The following is a 20,978-nucleotide window of genomic DNA, read 5'->3' on the forward strand; positions in this document are numbered from 1 at the left end:
TGCGGGACACGGCGGAGGAGGGCGGATGCTGCGCGTGGCGTCGGTCGATCGGTCGTTCGGCGACCGGAGAGTGCTCGACGACATCTCGTTCGAGGTGGCATCGGGCAGGATGACCGGATTCGTCGGTGCCAACGGCGCCGGCAAGACCACCGCGATGCGGATCATCCTCGGCCTGCTCTCCGCCGACTCCGGCACGGTGACCTGGAACGGCGGGCCGATCACCCGGGCCGTCCGGCAGCGCTTCGGCTACATGCCGGAGGAGCGCGGCCTGTACCCGAAGATGAAGGTCCGGGAACAGCTCGTCTACCTCGGCCGCCTCTACGGTCTGACGGCGCCGGCCGCCGGGCGCAGCGTCGACGAGCTGCTCGACCGGGTCGGCCTGGCGGAGCGGGCCGACGACCCCGTGGAGAAACTCTCCCTCGGCAACCAGCAGCGGGCCCAGATCGCGGCCGCGCTGGTGCACGACCCCGAGGTGCTGATCCTGGACGAGCCCTTCTCCGGGCTCGACCCGATCGCCGTCGAGGTGGTCGCCGGGGTACTGCGGGAGCGGGCCGGGCGAGGCGCGCCGGTACTCTTCTCCAGCCACCAGCTCGACGTGGTGGAACGGCTCTGCGACGACCTGGTGATCATCGCCGCCGGTGCGGTATGCGCGGCCGGCAGCCGCACCGAGCTGCGTACCAGACACGCCACCCCGCGCTACGAACTCGTCCTCGACGGCGACGCCGGCTGGATCCGCGACCTGCCCGGCATCTCCGTCGTGGACCTCGACGGGGCGCGGGTCGTGATCGACCTCGCCGATCCCGCCGACGACCAGACGGTGCTGCGGGCGGCGCTCGCCCGGGGCCCGGTACGCGCCTTCGCCCCGGTCGTCCCCTCGCTCGCCGAAATCTTCCGGGAGGTCACCCAGTGACGACGCTCGCCCCGCCCCGCACCCCGCCGCAGGCCGGGCCGGCCGGCAGCACCTCGCTCTGGGCCGCGACCAGGCTCGTCGCCGGCCGGGAGATCACGGTCAAGCTGCACGACCGGACGTTCCTGATCAGCACCGTCATCTTCCTGCTGATCGCGGTCGCCGGCACGGTCCTGCCGGCGATCTTCGGCGGCAGCGGCTCGACGGCGGTCGCCGTGGTCGGCTCCGGCGACGCCGCCACCACACTGGAACAGGCCGGCATGGAGGTGGTGCGCGCCACCGACCCCGGGCAGGCCGAGCAACTGGTCCGGGACGGCGAGGTCGAGGCGGCCGTGGTGCCCGGCGACGGCGCCGCCGGCATCCAGGTGCTGGCGATGGAGCGTGCGCCGAGCTCCGTGCTCCGGGCGCTGAGCACCGCTCCCCCGGTGCAGTTGCTCGACCCCGACGCGCTGAGCCCGGCGCTCTCCTTCCTGGTGCCGGCGTCCTTCGCGATGGTCTTCTTCTTCGTCTCCATCGCCTTCGGCGTGCAGATCGCGCAGAGCGTCACGGAGGAGAAGCAGACCCGCATCGTGGAGATCCTGGTGACCGCCGTGCCGGTCCGGGCTCTGCTCGCCGGCAAGGTACTCGGCAACGGCGCCCTCGCCCTCGGCCAGGTGGTGCTGCTCGCGGTGGTCGCGGTGGCCTCCATGCAGGTCGCCGGGAGCGACGCCCGGCTGCTGGGCCAGCTCGCCCCGGCGATCGCCTGGTTCGTGCCGTTCTTCGTCGTCGGCTTCGTGCTGGTGGCGTCGATGTGGGCGGTGACCGGAGCGCTGGTGAGCCGGCAGGAGGACATCGGCGGAGCCTCCACCCCGGCCCAATTGGTGATCATGGCGCCGTTCTTCCTGGTGATCTTCTTCAACGAGAACCCGGTGGTGATGACGCTGCTCTCGTACATCCCGTTCTCGTCGCCGACCGCGATGCCACTGCGGCTCTTCTCCGGTGACGCCGCCGGCTGGGAGCCGATCCCGGCGCTACTGATCCTGGTCGGGGCCGCCGCGCTCTTCCTGGCGCTGGCCGCCCGACTCTACGAGGGGTCGCTGCTGCGCACCAACGGCAGGACCACGCTGCGGGCCGCCTGGCGGGAACGCGAGACCCGGATCTCCTGACCCGCCTCGCGGCGAACCTCAGGATCGTTCGGCAGCAAGGCCGGAGCAGCGTTGCGCCGAGGCGATCCGGCCGGCGATCCGCTGCCGGGCCGCCCCGGAGACGAGTACCGGCTGCCCGGTGCGGGAGACCGTGCCGGGCAGGAACTCGTTGCGGACCACCGTACGGCCCCGGACCGTCAGCCGGAGCACGCCGGAGTCGGCGCTCTTCGAGTCGCCGTACCAGAGAAAGTTGCCCAGCCCGTAGTGCACGTAGGTGCGGCCGAGCCAGCCGTCGGCGAGCAGGGTGTGCGCGTGCGTACCGAGCACGACGTCGGCGCCGGCCCGGGCCATCCGGCCGGCGAAACTCCTCATCTCGCCGCCCGGGCAGGAGCTGCCCTCGATCCCCCAGTGCATGAAGACGATCACGAGGTCGGCCCGGCTCCGGGCGGCCCGGACGGCGGCGGTCGCCCGCTCGGCGTCGAACGCCATCGCCACCCCGGGCCGGGTCGCGGTCGGCTTCCACTGCGCGGCCAGCTCGTGCACCTGCGACATGCCGAGCACGGCGACCCGCACCCCGCGCACCGTGGTCAGCCAGGGCACGTACGCGGCGTCGGCGTCGCGGCCCGCGCCGAAGACCGGGAACCCGCCTCCGCCGCCGCGTCGAGGGTGTCGCGGAGTCCCACCGGCCCGTAGTCGAGTACGTGGTTGTTGGCGATCGACGCGGCGTCCACCCCGGCGGCGCGCAGGGCCGCGTACGCGCTCTCCGGCGCCCGGAAGTGGAACCGTTTGGGCTGCGGCGTGCCCCGCCCGGTCACCGCCGTCTCCAGGTTCAGCAGGGTCAGGTCGGCGTCCCGCAGGGTCGACGCGATCCGGCCGAACGCGGTCTCCGGATCGTCCAGCAGCCGCAGCGTACGTCCGGTGAAGTGGACGTCACCGGCGAACGCGAGGCGCAGCTCGACCGGTGCCGCCGGACTCACCGACCCGCCCGCCGGTGTGCCGGCCGTCGGAGACGCCGCAGTGGTCGACGGTGCGGCGTCCGGCGCCGACGCGCAGCCGGCCCACAGGTGTAAGGAAGGGCCCCCGCATATCGTTTTCTGTTGTAGAAGGGCCCCCTCCTTACACCCCGAGCCGGGCGAGCAGGTCGAGTTGGCGGGGGTCCTGCAACGCGGAACCGACCGCGACCACCCGGCAGCCGGCGGCGAGGAAGGCCGGGGCGTTGTCGGCGTCGATGCCGCCGGTGCCGACGAACCTCACCGTGGGGAAGGGGGCGAGCTGGGCCCGGATCCAGTTGGCGCCGAGGTCGCCGGCTGGGAACGCCTTCAGCCAGGTGTGTCCGGTGCGCAGCGCCCGGCCGATCTCGGAGGAGGTGGCGACCCCGGGCAGGTGGGCGAGGCCGAGCCGGGCGCACTCGGCTGCCACCTCCGGGTCGTAGCCGGGAGCGACGGTGAAGACGGCACCGGCCTCGTACACGGTGTGGGCCTGTTCCGGGGTGACCACCGTGCCGGCGCCGACGGGGCGGTCGCGGTCCCGGCCGGCCGCGATCGCCGCGCGCAGCGAGGGAAGGGCGTCCGGGCTCTGCACCGGTACCTCGACCGCCTCGATGCCGGCGTCCCAGGCCCGCTCGCAGAGTTCCACCGTCCGGTCGGGGTCGAGGCCGCGCAGGATGGCCATCACCGGGCGGCCGGTGAAGAGGTCGTCGAAGTAGGCGGTCGACGGGTTGGGCATGGTGGTTCCCTTCATGGTCGATGCTCCCCGCTCGGCCCGGTGCCCGCGAAACCGCTGGTGCCCGGGGAGCCGCTGGCGCCCGGGGAGCCGCTGGTCCAACCGAGGTCCCGGGAGATCGCGGCGCAGGTCCCGGTCAGCTCCGGCAGGAGGTCGCGGAGGCGCTCCAGCGGGGTGGCGGCGCGTAGCGCGGTCAACGAGACCGCACCGGCGACCCGGCCCCGGGCGTCCCGGACCGGTACGGCGACGCAGGCGACGAAATCCTCGAACTCGCCGTCGTCCTCGGCCCAGCCCCGCTCCGCGATCCGGGCCAGCTCGGTGCGGAAGGCGGCCGGGTCGGTGATCGAGGTGGCGGTGTGCCGGGGGTACGTGAGCCGGGCCAGGAAGCGCTCCCGCGTCGGCTCGTCGAGGTGGGCCAGGATCGCCTTGCCCACCCCGGAGGTGTGCGGGTCGACCGGCTGGCCGACCCGGGAGCGCATCCGCAGCGCCCCTCGGCCGTCCACCTTGGTCACATAGACGATCTCGTCCTCGACGATCTGGGCGAGGTGCACGGTGTGGCCGTACCGGTCGCCGAGCCGGAGCAGGTGCGGGTGCGCGACCGGGTGCAGGTCGAGCTGCTCGACGGCGTGCTGTGCGATCGCCACCATCCGGAACCCGACGGTGTAGCGGCCGTCGACCGGCCGGGCGAAGCCGCCGCGTTCGAGGGTCTGCACCAGCCGCAGCGCGGTCGACCGGTGCACGCCGAGATCGGCGGCGATCTCGCCGAGCGAGTGTGGGCGCTGGGCGAAGAGCTCGATGATGCGCAGTGCGCGCTCGACGGTCTGGGACATCGGTCGTCGCTCCCGAGTCAGCCCTTGGCAGCGGCGCTACCGCCGGCGGCCGTGTCGGCGGGGAAACCGGCGGCCATGCCGGCGGAGCGACCGGCGACCATGCCGGCGGAGGGACTGCCGGCGGAGCGACCAGCGGCCATGCCGGCGGAGCGACCGGCGGCCATGCCGGCGGAGGGACCGGCGGCGGCGTGCCAGGAGTCGGGGGGGATCTCCAGCGCGGCGCAGATCGCCGGCACCGGGGGCAGGGCGGCGAAGTCCGAGACGGAGCCGAGCGCGGCACCGGCGACCAGGTGCCCGAGCCGCAACCGGGCGGTCTGGTCGAGGCCGCGTAGCGCGCCGGAGAGCCAGCCGGCCGCGAAGGCGTCGCCGGCACCGACCGGCTCCACCACCTCGACCGGGCGGGCCGGCACGACGGTGACGCCGTCAGCGGTGAAGGTGACCGCCTCCACCGCACCGTTCTTCACCACCAGGGCCGCCGGCCGGTCCACGAGGGCGCGGACCTGCTCCGGGGTGGTGACGTCCCAGAGCCGCGCCGCCTCGTCCAGCCCTACGAAGACCACGTCGGCGGCCTGGGCCAGCCGGAGCAGTTCGGTCGCGGCGGCGGACCGGTCGGACCAGAGCGCCGGTCGGTGGTTCACGTCGAAGGAGACCAGTCCTCGCCCCGCCGGCCGGAAGCCGACCAGGTGGTCGACGAGCGCGCGGCAACTGTCGGAGAGCGCCGGGGTCACGCCGCTGAGGTGCAGGACGGTCGCCGGCACCGCGTCGATCCGGTCGGCGTACTCCGGGTCCATGCCGGCGGCGGCGGAACCGCGCCGGTAGTAGTAGACCCGCGTGCCGTCCGGGCCGGGATCCTTGAGGTAGACGGCCGTCGGGCGGGCCTGGTCCACCTCCACCAGCGAGGTGTCCACCCCGGTCCCCCGGACCTGTTCGACGACCAGGTCACCGAGCGGGTCGGCGCCGACCCGGCCGGCCCAGCCGACCCGGTGCCCGAGTGCGGCGAGAAACATCGCGACGTTCGACTCGGCGCCACCGGCCCGCAGCACGAAGGTCGACCCGGCGTCCAGCCGGCCGCCGGGGGTCGGCGTCACCATCACCATCGTCTCGCCGACGCAGAGCGCGTCGAGCCATGCTGCCGGCCGGTCTGTCGGCTGGTCGGCCCGTTCGCCGTCGACGGCACCGATCGGGATCACGCGTCTCCCATCTGGTGCACATGTTGCACCACGTGCTTGATATCTGCACCACCTGCTGACGACGCCACCCTACGCCAGGGCGGTCAGTCGTGATCGGGGGCACCGGTGACGTGGTGGTCGGCGGCGTAGAGGACCTCGGCGACCAGCCGGCGGACATGGCCGCCCCGCGCCCGGTAGAGCGCACGCCGCCCGTCCCGCCGCACCCCCACCAGGCCGGCCAGCAGCAGCTTGGCGAGGTGTTGCGACACCGCCGGCCGGGCGGCACCAACGGCCAGGGCGAGGCTTCCCACGTCGTACTCGCCGTCACGGAGCAGCCAGAGCAGGCGGAGCCGGGTCGGCTCGGCGAGCATCCGCAGCGCCGTCACCGCCGCGTCGATCTGGGCGCCCGTGGGCAGGTCCGGGCCGTTGCCGGCGGAGGTCGAGTCGTCGGGTACGTACACGGGCACCTAGTCTGGCGCCGGCCGCCGCCCCCGTCCACCGCGTCCGCCCGGGGCGAATGCGGTACGCGAGTGACCGCCGCCCGACGGACCGCGCCCGGCTGACCGCCGCCCGAGTGACCGCCGCCCGGCTGACCGCCGCCCGAGTGATCCGCGGGATTCGGCCGGTCAGGCCGACGCGTCCAGCGGGGCGAGCCAGCGGAGGTGGCCGTCGACCCGGAGCAGCGGCACGACCACCTCGACGTCCGGACCGTGCATCGCCAACTCGCCGCGCGGATCGGCGACATGCCCCCGGTGTGGTGCCGACGGTGGCTCCTGCCAGACGTGATAGAGCGGGCCGCCGTCGCCGATCGAGTCGATCGCCCGGTCGAACTCGGCGCGCCGGTCGGTCGGCACGTGCATCCGGGTCGCCGCGTGGAAGACCACTCTCGGCTCGCCGGCCGGCAGACGCCGGCCCAGCTCCGGGCAGACCTCGACCGCGTCGCCGGCGATCATGACCGGCGGCTCCGCCGCCACCGCGTCGAGCGCGGCCTCCAGCAGCCTTGCCGCGCCCCGGTTCTCGGGCCAGACCAGCGCGCGCAGCCAGCGTCGGTCGCGCTCGTCGGCGACGTCGACCGGATGCAGGTCCACGCCGGTCCGGCTGGCGATCGCCGGTACGTCGTCCAGGTCCGGCAACGGCGACCGGCCCAACCACCGGCTGTCGAGCGTGATCGTGGCGTCGGCGGGTCCGAAGACCTGCTCGCCGAGCAGATACCGGTAGCGGTCGACGTAGAGGTGGATACCGGCGCTGGCGCCGACCTCGACCAGGTGCACCGGTCCGGGGCAGCGCTGCCCGACCGCCCAGAGTGCGTACCGCAGCGCGACCGCCCGGCGTACGACGTTGGTCTGCACCAGTCGGCTGCGGACGAGCCGACCGAGCTCGACCCGGAAGCGGTGACAGAAATCCCGGAAAACCGGCCCGGCACCGGCCGGGTCGGCGGCCGCCGGACCGACCAGTGACGGATAGAATTCCCGCACGGGGTGCTCCGCCCCGCCGAGCAACAGATAGTGTGCGGCCCCGAAGAACAGATACGACGCCTGCTGCCCCAGCCGCCGGCCGGCCAGCAGTTCCAGCGTCGGCCGATCCCCTGCCACCACCGGGCAGAGCGCCCGGTAGAGCGGGGAGGTGGTGAAGGTCCTCGGCGCGTCCCGGAAGTGTCCCGCGAGTTCGTCGATTTCCCGCGCCGTCGCCATCACCCAAGTATCCGAACCGAAGCGGCCCGGGTCCGGTGTGCGCCGGGCGCGGCGGATGTGAGCTGAGGCACCTCTTGATCAACCGGGAATGCCCGGCAGCGCAAGCGGTTGGAGGCAGATGTGATCTCCGCTGTCCGCGCCCGGATCTCCATCTCCGGTCGCCGTGTCCAGAACACCGATCGCCAGGCGGTCGCCCCGTACCACCGCCGGGCGGCCTCGCCGTACGACCGCCCGGCGATCGCGCCATATCTCTACCAGCCGGGAAGGGCCGCATGACCGCCACCGCCGAGCACGTCGAGGCCGCCGTGCCGTCCGACACGCCGGGCGACGCGATGACCGCCCGGGAGCGCCTGCGGCTCGTCCTCGTCCTCGGCGCGCTGATCGCGATCGGGCCGCTGACGATCGACATGTACCTGCCGGCGCTGCCGGCGATCACCGCCGACTTCCAGACCGCCGAGGCCGCGGTCCAGTTGACCCTCACCGGCACCCTGGCCGGGCTCGCCCTCGGCCAGTTGCTGATCGGGCCGCTCTCGGACGCGCTGGGCCGGCGCCTTCCGCTCCTCGCCGGCCTGGTGCTGCACGTGATCGCCTCGGCGCTCTGCGTCGTCGCCCCGAACATCGGGGTGCTCGGCCTGCTGCGGGTGCTGCAGGGCCTCGGCACCGCCGCCGCGTCGGTGGTGGCGATGGCCGTGGTGCGTGACCTCTTCACCGGAACCGCCTTCGCCAGGATCTTCTCGCGGCTGATGCTGGTGATGGGTGCCGCCCCGGTGCTGGCGCCCACGCTCGGCAGTGCGGTACTCGGCTGGACGGACTGGCGCGGCGTCTTCCTCGCGCTCGGTGTCCTGGGGGTCGTGCTGGTCACCCTCGCGGCGTTCAAGCTGCCCGAGACGCTGCCGGCGCACCGGCGGCGCGGGGGCGGCGTCCGCGGCACCGTCCGGGTCTACCGGACGCTGCTGCGGGACCGCATCTTCGTCGGGCTCGTCCTGGTCGCCGGGCTGGCGATGGCGGCGCTCTTCGCGTACGTCTCCGGCTCGTCCTTCGTCTTCCAGGAGGAGTACGGCCTCGACGAGCGGCAGTTCGGGATCGTCTTCGGCGCCGGTGCGGTGGGGCTGATCGGAGCCTCCCAGCTCAACGTCCGGCTGCTGCGCCGCTACACCCCGCAGCGGATCCTGGTTTCCGCGCTGGCCGCCGGAGCGCTCGCCGGACTGGCACTGCTCGGCTTCGCCGCGACCGGATTCGGCGGGCTGCCGGCCGTGCTGGTGTCGCTCTGGGGAGTGCTCGCCGCGTCGGGACTGGCCATGCCGAACGCTCCGGCGCTGGCACTGAGCCGGCACGGCGAGGCGGCCGGCACCGCCGCGGCGCTGCTCGGCGCGATCCAGTTCGGCATCGGCGCGATACTGGCACCGCTGGTCGGCGTGCTCGGCAACGGCAGCGTGGGCATGGGCACCGTGATCTTCGCCGCCATGGTGGCGGCGCTCGCGATGCTGCTCCTGGTGGTCCGCCCGGCGCGGCCCGGCGCGGGCACCCCGGAGGCGGTACCGGTCGCCGCGCACTGACGGCGGCAGCGGCGAGGTACCCGCGGACACGACCCACGTCCGCCGAGCCGCCCGCCCTCCGCCCGTCCGGTCCTCGATCAGGAGGACCGGACGGGCGGCTCGGACCGGCGGCGCCGGGGCTGCCTGCCCGACGCCGCTACTTCATGGCGGCGATCTGGATCAGGTTGCCGCAGGTGTCGTCGAGGACGGCGGTGACCACCGGCCCCAGGTCGGTGGCCTCCTGAATGAACTCGACGCCCAGCTCCTTGAGCCGCTCGACCTCGGCGTACACGTCGTCGACGGCGAACTGGGTGAGCGGGATGCCGTCGGCGACCAGGGCCTGCTTGAACGGCTTGGCCGCCGGGTGGCCGTCCGGCTCCAGCAGCAGCTCGACACCGTCCGGGTCGGCGGGAGACGCCACGGTGAGCCAGCGGGCCTCGCCGGCGGGCACGTCGGTCTTCTTGACGAACCCCAACTTCTCCGTGTAAAAGGCGAGCGCCTTGGCCTGGTCGTCGACCAACACGCTGGTGATGTTGATGCGGATCACGGGTCTGGTTCCTCTCGGTCAATGGGCCACCGCTCGACGATCGAGCGAAGCGGGGCCGTGTCGATGTGGTGGAACTTGTAGCGGCCGTGCCGCCGGGTGTGCACCAGGCCGGCCAGTTCGAGCACCGCGAGGTGCTGCGAGATGGCCTGGCGTGAGGAGGCCAGGCCATGTTTCATGGTCAGCCGGCCACAGATCTCGAACAGCGTCTGGCCGTCCTTGTCGATCAGCTCGTCCAGGATGGTGCGTCGCGTCGCGTCGCCGATCGCCTTGAAAAGGTCGGGGTCTGCGTCCACGGACGCCATCATAGGCAAGTGGTTACTTGCCTATCAAGTCACGGCTCGTCTGTCGAATGGTGATTCCGGGAAGATGTCCCCAGGTCAGCGGCGGCGGGGCGGGGTACGGCGCCGCGGGCCGGACGGGCCACCCGGACCGATCGACAACCGCCAGTGGCCGGGGTGGCGCAGCGCCGACGGTAACGTGGTGCGCACGTCTCCGGTGGCCCCGTCGACCTGGGCCTGGGTCAGGAAGATCGCCCGACCGAGGTCCGCGCCGCGCAGGTTGGCTCCCCGTAGGTCCGCCCCGGTCAGGTCGGCCATGGTCAGGTCCGCGTCGCGCAGGTCGGCGCCGATCAGGTACGTCCCACGCAGGTTCGCGTTGCGCAGGTCGGCCCGGCGCAGGTTCGCCCCGACCAGGTCGGCCCCCCGGTGATCCCGCCCGGTGCGCCCGGTGCGGGCCAACTCGCTGGCCCGGGACAGCAGGGTGTTGATCTCGTCGCGCCGGGCCGTCACGTCCACCCTGGCCAGCAGCTCCGGGCCGGCGTCGCCGAGCCGGTCGATCTCGTCCCGAGCGGCGGTCAGCTCGGCGCGGAGCGGCTCGGGCAGGCGCAGCGCCAGCGCCTCGGTCAGATACCAGAGCAGTTCGTGCAGGGCCCGCATCACCGGAAAGACCTCGACCATCCGGGCCGCGGTCTCCGGGTGGTCACGCCAGTCCCGACCGCCGAAGGTGATCTGGGAGATCCGCTGGCCGGCGCCGAGGCAGTCGAAGACCGCGCAGCCGGTGAAACCTCGCTCGCGCAGGTCGCGGTGGATGCCGCAGCGGAAGTCGGCGCCAAGGTGGGGGCAGGCCCGGCCGGCCGGCTTGTCGATCGCGAAGTCGGCGGAGGCGGCGAAGGCCGGCGCCACGCAGCAGAGCCCGAAGCAGCGTTCGCAGTCGGCGCGGAGCGACCGGCCGCTCAACCGCTCCCCCGGATGCGTCCGGCCGCTCAACCGCTCCTCCGGATGCGTCCGGTCCACCCGCCCCGGGTGGCCGGTCGCACTCGCCGCCACGAACGGATGATCGGAGCTGGTGGACACGGCAGCGGCTCCTCTCCCGGTCGTAGGTCAGGCGGAGTGGTCGGGCAGGGCTGTCGGTTCGGGCGGGTGGTTCGGGCGGGTGGTTCCGGCGGGTGGTTCGGGTGGTTCGGCGGGCGGTTCGGACGGGCTCGCCGGAGGCCGGCCCGCCCTGGCTGAGCTGCACCGCAGCGTACCCGCCGATGCGCGCCCGCCCGTCCTGGCGGGGACGACCGGCGGGTGCGCCGGAGGCCGTGCCGCGCGCCGTACGGTTGACGCGTGGCCACGGACGGGTACGGACTGGGCATCGATTTCGGCACCTCCACCACGGTGGCGGCACTGGCCTGGCCGGACGGCCGGGTCCGGCCGCTGCTCTTCGACGCCTCTCCGCTGCTGCCGTCGGCCGTCCACGCCGGACCGGAAGCGGCGGCGATCCTCACCGGCGCGGATGCCGGACGCGCCTCGCTGGCCCACCCCGCCGGGTTCGACCCGAACCCGAAACGACGGATCGACGACGGCACGGTGTGGCTGGGCGGTCGCGAGTTCGCCGTCGTCGACCTGATCGCGGCGGTGCTCGCGCGGGTCGCCGCCGAGGCGCACCGGGTCGCCGGGCAGCGCCCCGGGACGGTGGTGCTGACCCATCCGGCGAACTGGAGCCGTACCCGGCTCGGTGTGCTCGGCGACGCCGCGCACCGGGCCGGGCTGCCCGGCGTGACGTTCGTCGCCGAACCGGTCGCCGCGGCGGCGTACTTCCGGACCGCGCTGCGCCGGCCGGTCCCGCCGGGGCGGTGCATCGTCGTCTACGACCTGGGCGCCGGCACCTTCGACGTCAGCGCGGTACGCGTCTCGGCGGAGAGTTTCGACGTGGTCGCCTCGGCCGGACTGGACGACGTCGGCGGTCTGGAACTCGACGCCGCCGTCGTCGCACACGCCCGGGCTGTGACCTCGACCGCCCGTGCGGCGTGGCAGCGGCTGGACTGGCCGGAAACGGCCGAGGAGACGCTTGCCAGGCACACCCTGTGGTGGGGCGCACGATCGGCGAAGGAGCAACTGTCCCGGCACGCGACGGCCACCGTACGGCTGCCGATGGTCGAGAGCGACCTGCTTCTCACCAGGGAGGAGTTCGAGAAGGCCGCACGACCGCATCTCGACCGCACCACGGCGTTCACGGTGAACCTGTTGCGCGAGGCCGGAATCGCCCGGGAGTGGATCGGCGGCGTCTTCCTGGTCGGCGGCTCGTCCCGGATCCCGCTTGCCGCGGCGCTGCTGCACCGGACCCTCGGGATCGCCCCGGTCGCGGTCGAACAGCCCGAGCTCGTGGTGGCGGAGGGAAGCCTGCTCGCGCAGCGCCCGCTGCCACCGGCTCCAGTGCTCGGACCGGTCTCCGGCGTGCCGGTCGGACCGGGCGCTGGCCGGGACGCCCCCGCGCCGGGCGGGGGGCGGCGCCGCCTTCACCGGCGTACGGCCATCGTCGGTGGCGCCGCCCTCGCCCTGGCCGCCGGCGGCGGTGCTGCGGCGGCGGCGTTCCGTCCCGATCGCCGGAGGCAGCCGGCGGGGCCGCGGGCCTCCGACCCCGCCCCGGTGACCGGCGCCCGCTTCCTGGCCGAGCTGACCGGGCACACCGGCTCCATCCTCGACCTGGCCTTCGACGGGGCCGGCGGCGACCTGATCGCCACCGGAAGCACCGACCAGACCATCCGGTTGTGGAGCGTCGCGAACCGGGGACCGGTCGGCGCCGCACTCCCCTTCAATCCCGGCCGGGGCCCGGCCAGCCCCTGGTATGTCCGTGGCGTCCGGTTCAGCCCGGACGGCAGCATTCTCGCCGCCTGCGGCAACGACTACGTGGTCCGGCTCTGGAAGGTGGCCGACCGGACCCGGTTCGGCGCGCTGACCGGGCACACCGGGGTGAACTACGTCGTGGCGTTCAGCCCGGACGGGCAGATCCTGGCCAGTTCCAGCGCCGACACCACGATCCGGCTCTGGGACGTGGCCCGACGCAGGCCACTGGGCGCACCGCTCATCGGGCACACCGAGAACGTGTACGCGCTGGCGTACCACCCCGGCGGCGACCTGCTCGCCTCGGGGGGCGCCGATCACACCGTCCGGCTCTGGGACGTGCGTAACCGCCGGCAGATCGGCGGAACACTGATCGGCCACGACGACAACGTCAGCTCGGTGACGTTCAGTCCCGACGGGCGGCTGCTGGCCAGCACCGGTATCGACAGGACGGTGCGGCTGTGGGACACGGCGAGCCGGCAGCCGCTCGGTGCGCCGATCACGCAGCCGTACGCCTCGCAGTCGGTCGCGTTCAGCCCGGACGGCTCGGTCCTGGTCAGCGGCGGCGAGCACGTCCGGATGTGGCGGCTGGCCACGCGTGAGCTGATCGGTGCGCCGCTCTCCGACGGCACCGCGAGCGTCACCGGCGTCAGCTTCAGCCCGGACGGCGGCACCCTGGCCGGTGGCGTCGGCAACTCCCTCTTCCTGTGGGAGGTGCTCCGCTGAACCGGCCCCGGACACCGCTGAACCGGCCCCGGACACCGCTGAGCCGGCCCCGGACACCGCTGGGCCGGTCCCGGCGCCGCCGCGGGGTGACCGGCGATCGTGCCGCAGCCGGCCTGACCTCGGCGGCACCGATGAGGTGGGCCTCGCAAAGGTTCCGGCAATCACCGCCTCGCAGACAGCCCGCATTCACCGGCCGCACCTAGCCTCCCAGCGAGTTCCTGACCCGAAAGAAGGACCGATGGGAATAATGAAGCGGGTCGGCATGGGCGCCGCGCTCGCCGCCCTGGCGATCACCGTGCCGGGGGTGGCCTCCGCCACCGACCGGAGCACCTGGGACCGCGCCGAGTTGCTGAGGTTCGCCGCGCTGCCGGCCGAAACCTTCGTGCCGGGCAGTGAGCCGTCCGGGTCCCTGCTCGGGGGTACGCCCAGCAACGGCGTCGTGCCGCCCTTCGCCGACCAGCCGGTGCAGGGCTTCAGCGGCGTGCTCCGCAACAGCGACGGCACCTTCGACGTCCTCTCCGACAACGGGTACGGCAACAGGGCCAACAGCGCCGACTTCCTGCTCCGGATCCAGCGGATCGGTCCGGACTTCCGCTCCGGCGCCGTCGACGTGCTCGGCGGGATCACCCTCACCGACCCGGACGGCCGGGTGCCGTTCCCGCTGACCCGGCCGGACCGGGTGCTCACCGGCGCCGACTTCGACGTGGAGTCGATCACCCGTACCGTCGACGGGACGTACTGGATCGGCGACGAGTTCGGGCCGTGGCTGCTGCACTTCGACCGGGCTGGCCGGCTGCTCGCGCCGCCGGTGCCGCTGCCCGGGGTCTTCGCACCGGAGAACCCGACCCGGGGCGAGACCCCGGCCAACCTCGGTGGCAGCAAGGGTTTCGAGGGCATGGCGCAGTCGCCGGACGGCCGCACCCTCTATCCCCTGCTGGAGGGTACGGTCGCCGGTGACGCCCCGGGCGCGTTGCGGCTGTACGAGTTCGACACCGCCCGCGCCGCGTACACCGGGCGGCGCTGGACGTACCAGCTCGACGACCCGGGCTTCGCGATCGGCGACGCGATCGCGGTGGACCGGGACCGTTTCCTCGTCATCGAGCGGGACAACGGGCAGGGTGCGACCGCGACGGTCAAGAAGATCTACCTGGCCGACCGGCGGGACCGCAACCGCGACGGCCAGCTCGACAAGACCCTGGTCGCCGACCTGATGAACATCGCCAACCCGAAGCGAGTGGGTGCCTTCGGCCGGACCTTCACCTTCCCGTTCCAGACGATCGAGGATGTCGTCATCCTGGACGACCGCACCATCGCCGTACTCAACGACAACAACTTCCCGTTCTCCGACGGCCGCACCCCAGGCCGGCCGGACGACAACGAGTTCATCGTGATCAGGCTGGACCACGGCCTCGACGCCGACAAGCGGATCCTGCACCGGTACTGAGCTCCGGCCGGCCCCGGGGCGTCGACCGTCCCGGGGCCGGCCGGCAGCACGAATCAGGTGGCAACCGCTGCCGGGCGCGCCGCCGGCTCCGGCTCGTCCTGCCGTTCCGGGTCGTCCTGCCGTTCCGGTCCGCCCTGCGGCAGCGGCTCGCCGGTCTCCAGCAGCGTCTTGAGGCTGGAGAGCAGCTCCGACCAGCCCTCCCCGATGCTGTCCAGCAGCGGGCTGTCCGGTGCGAAGCCCTCGTGCACGACGGTCAGCCGCACCGTCCCGCCCCGTGGCTCGATCTCGAAGCTGACCCTGCTGCGCGGCTCCTCGGCCAGCTTGGCCACCTCCGCCGGATCCATCTCGTACGCCTTGGCGAACTCCGGCGTGAAGCTGTGCCAGGTGAACGACAACCGCCGGTACGGCTCCGCCTCCAGCACGACCTGGGCCGGGTCGGCGATCCGGGCGCCGTTCGCCACCCAGACCATTTCCGAGCCGGGCTGCCAGTCCGTCTCGAAGATGACCCCCCAGTACCGGCTGGTGAACGCGGGATCGGTGATCGCCTGCCAGAGGCGTTCCGGGGTGGTGTTGATGAATGTGGTGTAGACGAATTCACGCTCGGCCATGGGTGCCTGCTCCAATGCCCTCTTGAGGTCGGCGAGTGCGTGCACCCGCGCCCGGTCGTACTGGTTGATCCAGCGGTCCGCGATGGCGTTGATCGGCTCGGCGTTGAGGTAGTGCAGCTTCTCCCGGCCGCGCCACAGCGTGGTGACGAGGTTGGCCGCTTCCAGCACCGCCAGGTGCTTGCTGACGGACTGCCGGGTCATCTCCAGCCCGGCACAGAGCTCCCGCAGGCTCTGCCCGTTGCGGGTGTTCAGGCTGTCCAGCAGCCGGCGGCGACTGCCGTCGGCCAACGCCTTGAACACCCCGTCCACCGTCGATCCCCCAACATGCAGTCAACTGGTTGCCCAACCATAGGCAGCCATCTGGCTACATGTCAACGACCCAAGATCTTCGGAAAGTTATGGTTCGTCGCGAACCGTAACTTTCCAAGATCTCGTAGGGCCGTTCCGGACAGTGGGCGGCGCGGGCCGGGAAGGGGCCCTCGCCTATCGCCACGGGCGCGGTAGGCGAGGGCCCTTCCTTCCGATCAGGCGACCTGGCGGGCCTGGGCGGGGTCGTCGGCGGCAAGGGCCAGCCGGGCCAGGCGTTCACAGTCGGCGTACGTGCGCCCGGCCAGTGCCGCGCGCACCGGGGCCAGCGAGCGGGCCGACATGGAGAGGCTCGTCATGCCGAGGCCGGCCAGGACCGGGGCGAGCAGCGGGTCGGCCGCCGCCTCCCCGCAGACCCCGACCGGCTTGCCGGCGGCCCGGCCGGCGGCGCCGACCTCGGCGATCAACCGCAGCAGGGCGGGCTGCCACGGATCCAGCAGCTCGGCCAGCGCGCCGGACTGCCGGTCGGCGGCGAAGGTGTACTGGCTGAGATCGTTCGTGCCGATGCTCAGGAAGTCGACGACCTCCAGCAGCTGCGCGGCCTGCAACGCCGCCGCCGGCACCTCGATCATCACTCCGGCCTTCGGCAGCCCGGCCGCGTGCACCGCGCCGGCGAACTCGGCCGCCTCGGCCCGGGTGGCGACCATCGGCGCCATCACCCAGACGTCGGCCGCGGTCCGCTCCGCCGCGCGGGCGATCGCCGCCAACTGGGTGTGCAGCAGCTCCGGCCGCTGCCGGGCCAGCCGCAGGCCGCGTACCCCGAGCGCCGGGTTGGGCTCGTCGGTCTGCTGCAGGAACGGCAGCGGCTTGTCCGCACCGGCGTCCAGGGTGCGGATCACCACCCGGCGCCCGGCCAGACCCGCGAAGACCTGCCGGTACGCCTCCGTCTGCTCGTCCAGCGACGGCTCGCGGCTGCGGTCCAGGAAGAGGAGTTCGGTGCGGAAGAGCCCGACCCCCTCGGACTCCTCGACCGCGGCCAGGTCCCGGGCCGAGCCGATGTTGGCCAGCAGCGCGACGGGGTGCCCGTCGGCCGTCCGGCCCGGCCCGGAGCTCGCCGCCACCGCCGCCTGCCGCTCCCGTTCGGCGGACTCGGCGGCGGTCACCTCGGCCGGGTCGACGTCCACCCGAACCTGCCCGGTCGCGCCGTCGACAAGCACCGTCGTGCCGTCGGCGACGTCGCGCACCCTCGGACAGGCGACCACCGCGGGGAGCCCGAGGGCGCGGGCCAGGATCGCGGTGTGGCTGGTCGGGCCGCCCGACTCGGTGACCAGGGCGACGACCTGCTCCGGGTCCAGGTCGACGGTGTCGGCCGGCGCCAGGTCCCAGGCGGTGAGCACGTAGCGGTGCCCCGGCGAGGGCACCCCGGGCATCGGCCGGCCGAGGCAGACCGCCACCGCCCGGTTGCGCAGGTCGTCGAGGTCGGCGACCCGCTCGGCGAGGTAGCCGCCGGCCGCCTCGAAGGCCGACCGGTGGGTGGCGAAGGCGGCGTCGATGGCGTGCGGCCCGTCCGTCCCGGAGAGCACGTTGTCGCGTACGGCGTCCAGCAGCACCGGGTCCTCGGCCATCATCGCCTGGGCGCGGAGCACGTCGACCAGGGTCTTCTCGCCCGACCGGTCGGCCCGGCGGGTCAGCTCGGCGACCACCTCGCGCAGCGCCGCCACCGCCCGGTCGGCCTCGGCGGGCGGGTCCGCCACCGGCACCGGCTCGGGCAGCGCCGGCACCCCGGCGACCCGGAGCACAGGCCCACCCGCGAGCCCCGGGCTGACCCCGATCCCGCGCAGCACACCACCGCCCGCGGACTGCACACCACCGCCCCCGGACTGCGGCGCTGCGGTCGCGGACTGCGGGCCGGCCGGCTCAGGCATCGGCCGGCTCCTCCGCGTCGAGGTCCCGGGCGAGCAGGTCGGCCAGGTCGTCCAGGACCGCCTCGGCGCCCTCGCCGTCGGCCTCCAGCACCACCTCGGTGCCCTGCTTGGCGCCGAGGGAGAGCACCGAGAGCATGCTGTTGGCCGGCACCGCCCGCTTCTCACCGGTCCGGATGGTCACCGGGACCGGTGCGGCCCCGGCCGCCGCGACGAAGAGCGCCGCCGGGCGGGCGTGCAGGCCACTGGCGGAACCGACGGTCACCGTACGCGTAGCCATGATGGCCTCCCTCTCAGGAGTCGAGTCGGTCGTGAGGATGCGTTCTCTCAGGGTTCGATCGTGACCTTGATGGCCTCGCCCCGGGCGACCACGCCGAACGCGTCGATCGCCCCGTCCAGCGGCAGCCGGTGGGTGATCAGGTCCGACACCGGCACCGCCCCGCTGGCGATCAGGCGGAGCGCCTCGGCGTTGTGTGCCGGGCTGGAGCCGTTGGCGCCGACGATGGTCAGCTCCCGGTAGTGCACCAGGTTGGAGTCGAGCGAGATGATCGGCTTGTCCTTGGGTAGGCCGCCGAAGAAGCTGATCCGGCCCTGCCGGGCGGCCATCTGCACCGCCTGCTCCTGGGCCGCGCCCGAGGCCGCCGCCGTGATGATCACGTCGGCGCCGCGCCCGTCGGTCAGCTTCAGCACCTCGTCGATCGGGTCGACCTCGGCGCCGCAGATCGCCGCGTCCGGATGCACCAGCGCGGCGGCCATCTCCAGCCGCTCCCGGTTCAGCTCGACCAGGAAGACCCGGGCGGCGCCCCGGGCCCGGGCCAGCCGGACGTGCAGGCAACCGATCGGGCCGGAACCGATCACGACGACGTCGTCGCCGTCGCCGACCCGCGCCAGTTCCTGCCCGTTGAGCACGCAGGCCAGCGGCTCGGCCACCGACGCCTCGGCGAAGCCGAGCCCGTCCGGAATCCGGTTCAGCCCGTCCACCGCGAGCACCTTGGCCGGTACGACCAGGTACTGCGCGAAGCCCCCCTCGTAGTGGTAGCCCATCGACTCCTGGTTGGGGCAGACGGTCATCCGCCCCCGCCGGCACTCGGCACACCTACCGCAGGGAATGGCGGCGATCACCTGCACCCGGTCGCCGGCCGACCAGCCGGTCACCTCGGCGCCGGTCTCCACCACCTCGCCGGCGATCTCGTGCCCCATCACCCGGGGCGGGTGGATGTGGTGGTGCCCGAACTTCGAGATCTTGACGTCGGTGCCGCAGGTGGAGCAGTTGCGTACCCGGATCTTGACGTCGCCGGGGCCCGGGGTGGGCTCGGGAACGTCGTCGATGCGTACGTCGCCGGGGGCGTGGAATCGAACGGCCTTCATGACGTGCTGTCCTCCCGTGCCGGCGCGAGCAGCGCCAGCACGTCGTCGGGATCGGTGGCCTCGCGCAGCGCGCGGGCCCGGTCGGTGTCGAGCAGGATCTCGGCGAGGCTGGCCAGCAGCTCGACGTGGCCGTCGCCGCGGGCGGCGATCGCCACGCAGACGGCGACCGGCTGACCTCCCCAGTCCACCCCCTCGGGGAACCGGAGCACCGCGAGCGCGTCGTGGTGCACCAGGTCCTTGCCGGCGAGGGTGCCGTGCGGGATCGCCACCCCCTCGCCGATGTAGGTGGAGACCGAGCGCTCCCGGGCGAGCATGGTCTGGATGTACTCCGGGTGCACCGCGCCGATGTCGGTCAGGGCCTCGCCGCAGCGCCGGATCGCCGTGTCGCGGTCGGCGGCCACCTCGGTCAGCCGGATCGCCCGCCGGTCGAGCAGGTCGCCGGTCAGGTCAGCCACTGACCTCACCGCCGGACTCGATCGCCTTGACCACGGCGGTCACCGCCGGGTCGCCGAGGAAGACCTGGAACGGTACGACGATCTTGCCGGGCGCGGCGGCGCGGGCCCGCGCGGCGAGCCCGTTGTGCGTGAGCACCACGTCGGCGTCACCCGGGATCGAGTTGACCGGCGTGTGCTCCACGGTGACCGAGAACTTCTTGAGCTGCTTGCGAAGTTGGCTGGCGAGCATGACACTGCTGCCCATCCCGGCGTCGCAGGCAACCACGACCTTGTGGATGTCCCTACCGTTGATGCTGCCCATGGCAGTCCCCTTCCGTTCGTACGGTGGTCTGGTCAGCTCTCGGCCGTCGCGGAGCGGGCGACGGCCGGGCTGGACTCGCGGTCGCGCTCCGCCGCCGGGTCCTCCGGCTCCGCGACACCGGCGGCCTCCTCCTCCGACTCCCCGTTGAGCTTGCCGAAGCCGAGCAGCGCCGAGGCGACCACGAAGGAGACCCCGGTGGCGACCAGCACGCCGAGCAGCATGCCGAACCAGCCGCCCCGCGGGGTGACCGCCGCGTAGGCGAAGATGCTGCCCGGCGAGGGGGTGGCGACCAGCCCGGCGCCGGTGACCATGAAGGTGCCGACCCCGGCGGCCCCGCCGGCGATGGTGGCGAGGATCAGCCGCGGCTTCATCAGCACGTACGGGAAGTACATCTCGTGGATCCCGCCGAGGAAGTGGATGATGCCGGCCGCCGGCACGCTCGGCCGCAGCGAGCGCGGTCCGAAGAGGAAGAAGGCGAGCAGCAGCCCGAGCCCCGGGCCGGGGTTCGACTCGACCATGAAGAGGATCGACTTGCCGGTCTCCTGCGCCTGCTGCACCGCCAGCGGCGAGAGCACGCCATGGTTGATCGCGTTGTTCAGGAAGAGCACCTTGGCCGGCTCGACCAGTATGGAGGCGACCGGCAGCAGGTTCTGCCCGATCAGCCAGTCCACCCCGTTGCCGGCCCATTCGGTGAGCCGGCCCACCACCGGGCCGGCGAACCAGACCGCGAAGAGGGCCATCGCGCCGCCGACGATGCCGGCGGAGAAGTTGTCCACCAGCATCTCGAAGCCGGGCCGGATCCGGTCCTTGACCATGTTGTCGAAGAGCTTCAGCAGGTAGGCGGTGAGCGGGCCGATGATCATCGCGCCGAGGAACATCGGGATGTCCGCAGCCACGATCATGCCGACCGTGGCGATCGCGCCGACGACCGCACCGCGCTGACCGTGCACGATCCGGCCGCCGGTGTAGCCGATCAGGATCGGCAGCAGGCTGAGAATCATCGGGCCGACCAGCTCGGCGAAGCGCTCGTTCGGCACCCAGCCGGTCGGGATGAAGAACGCCGTGATCAGGCCCCAGGCGATGAACGCTCCGATGTTGGGCATGACCATTCCGGCCAGGTGACCGCCGATCCGCTGGACCCGGGCTCTGAAGCCGGTGCCCTGGACCTCCGGTGTGTATGACACGGCCATGAGGGGGACTCCTTCGCGAAATATGGTCC

20 protein-coding genes and 1 pseudogene are annotated in these 20,978 nt (G+C 73.2%); 5 read left to right on the forward strand and 16 right to left on the reverse strand.

Annotated features, from left to right (window positions below; all coding sequences use genetic code 11):
- Positions 1 to 25 precede the first annotated feature (25 nt).
- Together ACN27G_RS14725 and ACN27G_RS14730 are read left to right on the forward strand one after the other, a co-directional pair.
- Entirely contained in the window at positions 26 to 910 is an 885-nt protein-coding gene (locus tag ACN27G_RS14725) for an ABC transporter ATP-binding protein (RefSeq protein ID WP_421493388.1), read from the forward strand.
- Between the two features lie 92 nt (positions 911 to 1,002).
- Positions 1,003 to 2,052, forward strand: coding sequence for an ABC transporter permease (locus ACN27G_RS14730; RefSeq protein ID WP_421497326.1), 1,050 nt, complete (start codon positions 1,003 to 1,005; stop codon positions 2,050 to 2,052).
- 18 nt (positions 2,053 to 2,070) lie between these two features.
- On the opposite strand, the pseudogene ACN27G_RS14735 reads toward ACN27G_RS14730, so the two are convergent.
- From ACN27G_RS14735 to ACN27G_RS14760, 6 genes and pseudogenes are all read right to left on the reverse strand, one after another.
- Positions 2,071 to 3,008 (reverse strand): annotated as a pseudogene (locus tag ACN27G_RS14735) (CapA family protein).
- 139 nt (positions 3,009 to 3,147) lie between these two features.
- The gene (locus ACN27G_RS14740) at positions 3,148 to 3,771 is read right to left on the reverse strand and encodes a bifunctional 4-hydroxy-2-oxoglutarate aldolase/2-dehydro-3-deoxy-phosphogluconate aldolase (protein ID WP_421493389.1); all 624 of its coding nucleotides are present in this window, start codon (positions 3,769 to 3,771) and stop codon (positions 3,148 to 3,150) included.
- Positions 3,768 to 4,583, reverse strand: coding sequence for an IclR family transcriptional regulator (locus ACN27G_RS14745; protein ID WP_421493390.1), 816 nt, complete (start codon positions 4,581 to 4,583; stop codon positions 3,768 to 3,770). The genes ACN27G_RS14740 and ACN27G_RS14745 overlap by 4 nt, the downstream gene beginning before the upstream one ends.
- Before the next feature lie 17 nt (positions 4,584 to 4,600).
- The gene (locus ACN27G_RS14750) at positions 4,601 to 5,773 is read right to left on the reverse strand and encodes a sugar kinase (RefSeq protein WP_421493391.1); all 1,173 of its coding nucleotides are present in this window, start codon (positions 5,771 to 5,773) and stop codon (positions 4,601 to 4,603) included.
- 83 nt (positions 5,774 to 5,856) lie between these two features.
- A complete protein-coding gene (locus ACN27G_RS14755; RefSeq protein ID WP_421493392.1) occupies positions 5,857 to 6,213 on the reverse strand; it encodes an ArsR/SmtB family transcription factor in 357 nt (118 codons plus the stop codon).
- 165 nt (positions 6,214 to 6,378) lie between these two features.
- Positions 6,379 to 7,443, reverse strand: coding sequence for a DUF2332 domain-containing protein (locus ACN27G_RS14760; protein WP_421493393.1), 1,065 nt, complete (start codon positions 7,441 to 7,443; stop codon positions 6,379 to 6,381).
- Between the two features lie 332 nt (positions 7,444 to 7,775).
- Between ACN27G_RS14760 and ACN27G_RS14765 the strand changes: the two genes are divergently transcribed.
- Entirely contained in the window at positions 7,776 to 8,999 is a 1,224-nt protein-coding gene (locus ACN27G_RS14765) for a multidrug effflux MFS transporter (RefSeq protein ID WP_421497327.1), read from the forward strand.
- 136 nt (positions 9,000 to 9,135) lie between these two features.
- Here ACN27G_RS14765 and ACN27G_RS14770 read toward each other — a convergent pair whose 3' ends face one another.
- From ACN27G_RS14770 to ACN27G_RS14780, 3 genes are all read right to left on the reverse strand, one after another.
- Positions 9,136 to 9,522 (reverse strand): VOC family protein, encoded by a 387-nt coding sequence (locus ACN27G_RS14770; RefSeq protein WP_421497328.1) that lies wholly within the window; start codon positions 9,520 to 9,522, stop codon positions 9,136 to 9,138.
- Positions 9,522 to 9,827, reverse strand: a complete 306-nt coding sequence (locus tag ACN27G_RS14775; protein WP_421497329.1) for an ArsR/SmtB family transcription factor — start codon at positions 9,825 to 9,827, stop codon at positions 9,522 to 9,524. The genes ACN27G_RS14770 and ACN27G_RS14775 overlap by 1 nt, the downstream gene beginning before the upstream one ends.
- Positions 9,828 to 9,902: 75 nt before the next feature.
- On the reverse strand, positions 9,903 to 10,760 hold the full coding sequence (locus ACN27G_RS14780) for a pentapeptide repeat-containing protein (protein WP_421497330.1): 858 nt from the start codon (positions 10,758 to 10,760) through the stop codon (positions 9,903 to 9,905).
- 372 nt (positions 10,761 to 11,132) lie between these two features.
- Here ACN27G_RS14780 and ACN27G_RS14785 point away from each other — a divergent pair, with 372 nt between their 5' ends.
- Together ACN27G_RS14785 and ACN27G_RS14790 are read left to right on the forward strand one after the other, a co-directional pair.
- Positions 11,133 to 13,355, forward strand: a complete 2,223-nt coding sequence (locus tag ACN27G_RS14785; protein ID WP_421493394.1) for an Hsp70 family protein — start codon at positions 11,133 to 11,135, stop codon at positions 13,353 to 13,355.
- A gap of 238 nt (positions 13,356 to 13,593) precedes the next feature.
- Positions 13,594 to 14,799 (forward strand): esterase-like activity of phytase family protein, encoded by a 1,206-nt coding sequence (locus ACN27G_RS14790; RefSeq protein WP_421493395.1) that lies wholly within the window; start codon positions 13,594 to 13,596, stop codon positions 14,797 to 14,799.
- Positions 14,800 to 14,852: 53 nt separating this feature from the next.
- On the opposite strand, the gene ACN27G_RS14795 is transcribed toward ACN27G_RS14790, so the two are convergent.
- The 7 genes from ACN27G_RS14795 to mtlA form a co-directional block, all read right to left on the reverse strand.
- Positions 14,853 to 15,716: an ArsR/SmtB family transcription factor gene (locus ACN27G_RS14795; protein WP_421493396.1), complete on the reverse strand. Its 864-nt coding sequence runs from the start codon at positions 15,714 to 15,716 to the stop codon at positions 14,853 to 14,855.
- A gap of 215 nt (positions 15,717 to 15,931) precedes the next feature.
- Complete coding sequence (ptsP, locus tag ACN27G_RS14800; RefSeq protein WP_421493397.1) at positions 15,932 to 17,638, reverse strand: phosphoenolpyruvate--protein phosphotransferase; 1,707 nt, start codon at positions 17,636 to 17,638, stop codon at positions 15,932 to 15,934.
- Positions 17,631 to 17,915: an HPr family phosphocarrier protein gene (locus ACN27G_RS14805; protein ID WP_421493398.1), complete on the reverse strand. Its 285-nt coding sequence runs from the start codon at positions 17,913 to 17,915 to the stop codon at positions 17,631 to 17,633. Before ACN27G_RS14805 ends, ptsP begins: the two co-directional genes overlap by 8 nt.
- 47 nt (positions 17,916 to 17,962) lie before the next feature.
- Entirely contained in the window at positions 17,963 to 19,003 is a 1,041-nt protein-coding gene (locus ACN27G_RS14810; protein WP_421493399.1) for a zinc-dependent dehydrogenase, read from the reverse strand.
- Positions 19,000 to 19,449 carry a PTS sugar transporter subunit IIA gene (locus ACN27G_RS14815; protein WP_421497331.1) on the reverse strand — a complete coding sequence of 150 codons (450 nt, stop codon included), beginning with the start codon at positions 19,447 to 19,449 and terminating at the stop codon, positions 19,000 to 19,002. The genes ACN27G_RS14810 and ACN27G_RS14815 overlap by 4 nt, the downstream gene beginning before the upstream one ends.
- Before the next feature lies 1 nt (position 19,450).
- Positions 19,451 to 19,759: a PTS lactose transporter subunit IIB gene (locus ACN27G_RS14820; protein ID WP_421493400.1), complete on the reverse strand. Its 309-nt coding sequence runs from the start codon at positions 19,757 to 19,759 to the stop codon at positions 19,451 to 19,453.
- A 32-nt stretch (positions 19,760 to 19,791) separates the two neighbouring features.
- The gene (mtlA, locus tag ACN27G_RS14825; RefSeq protein ID WP_421493401.1) at positions 19,792 to 20,949 is read right to left on the reverse strand and encodes a mannitol-specific PTS transporter subunit IIC; all 1,158 of its coding nucleotides are present in this window, start codon (positions 20,947 to 20,949) and stop codon (positions 19,792 to 19,794) included.
- Positions 20,950 to 20,978 lie beyond the last annotated feature (29 nt).

It is taken from the genome of Plantactinospora sp. WMMB334, assembly GCF_049179095.1.
Taxonomy (GTDB): domain Bacteria; phylum Actinomycetota; class Actinomycetes; order Mycobacteriales; family Micromonosporaceae; genus Plantactinospora.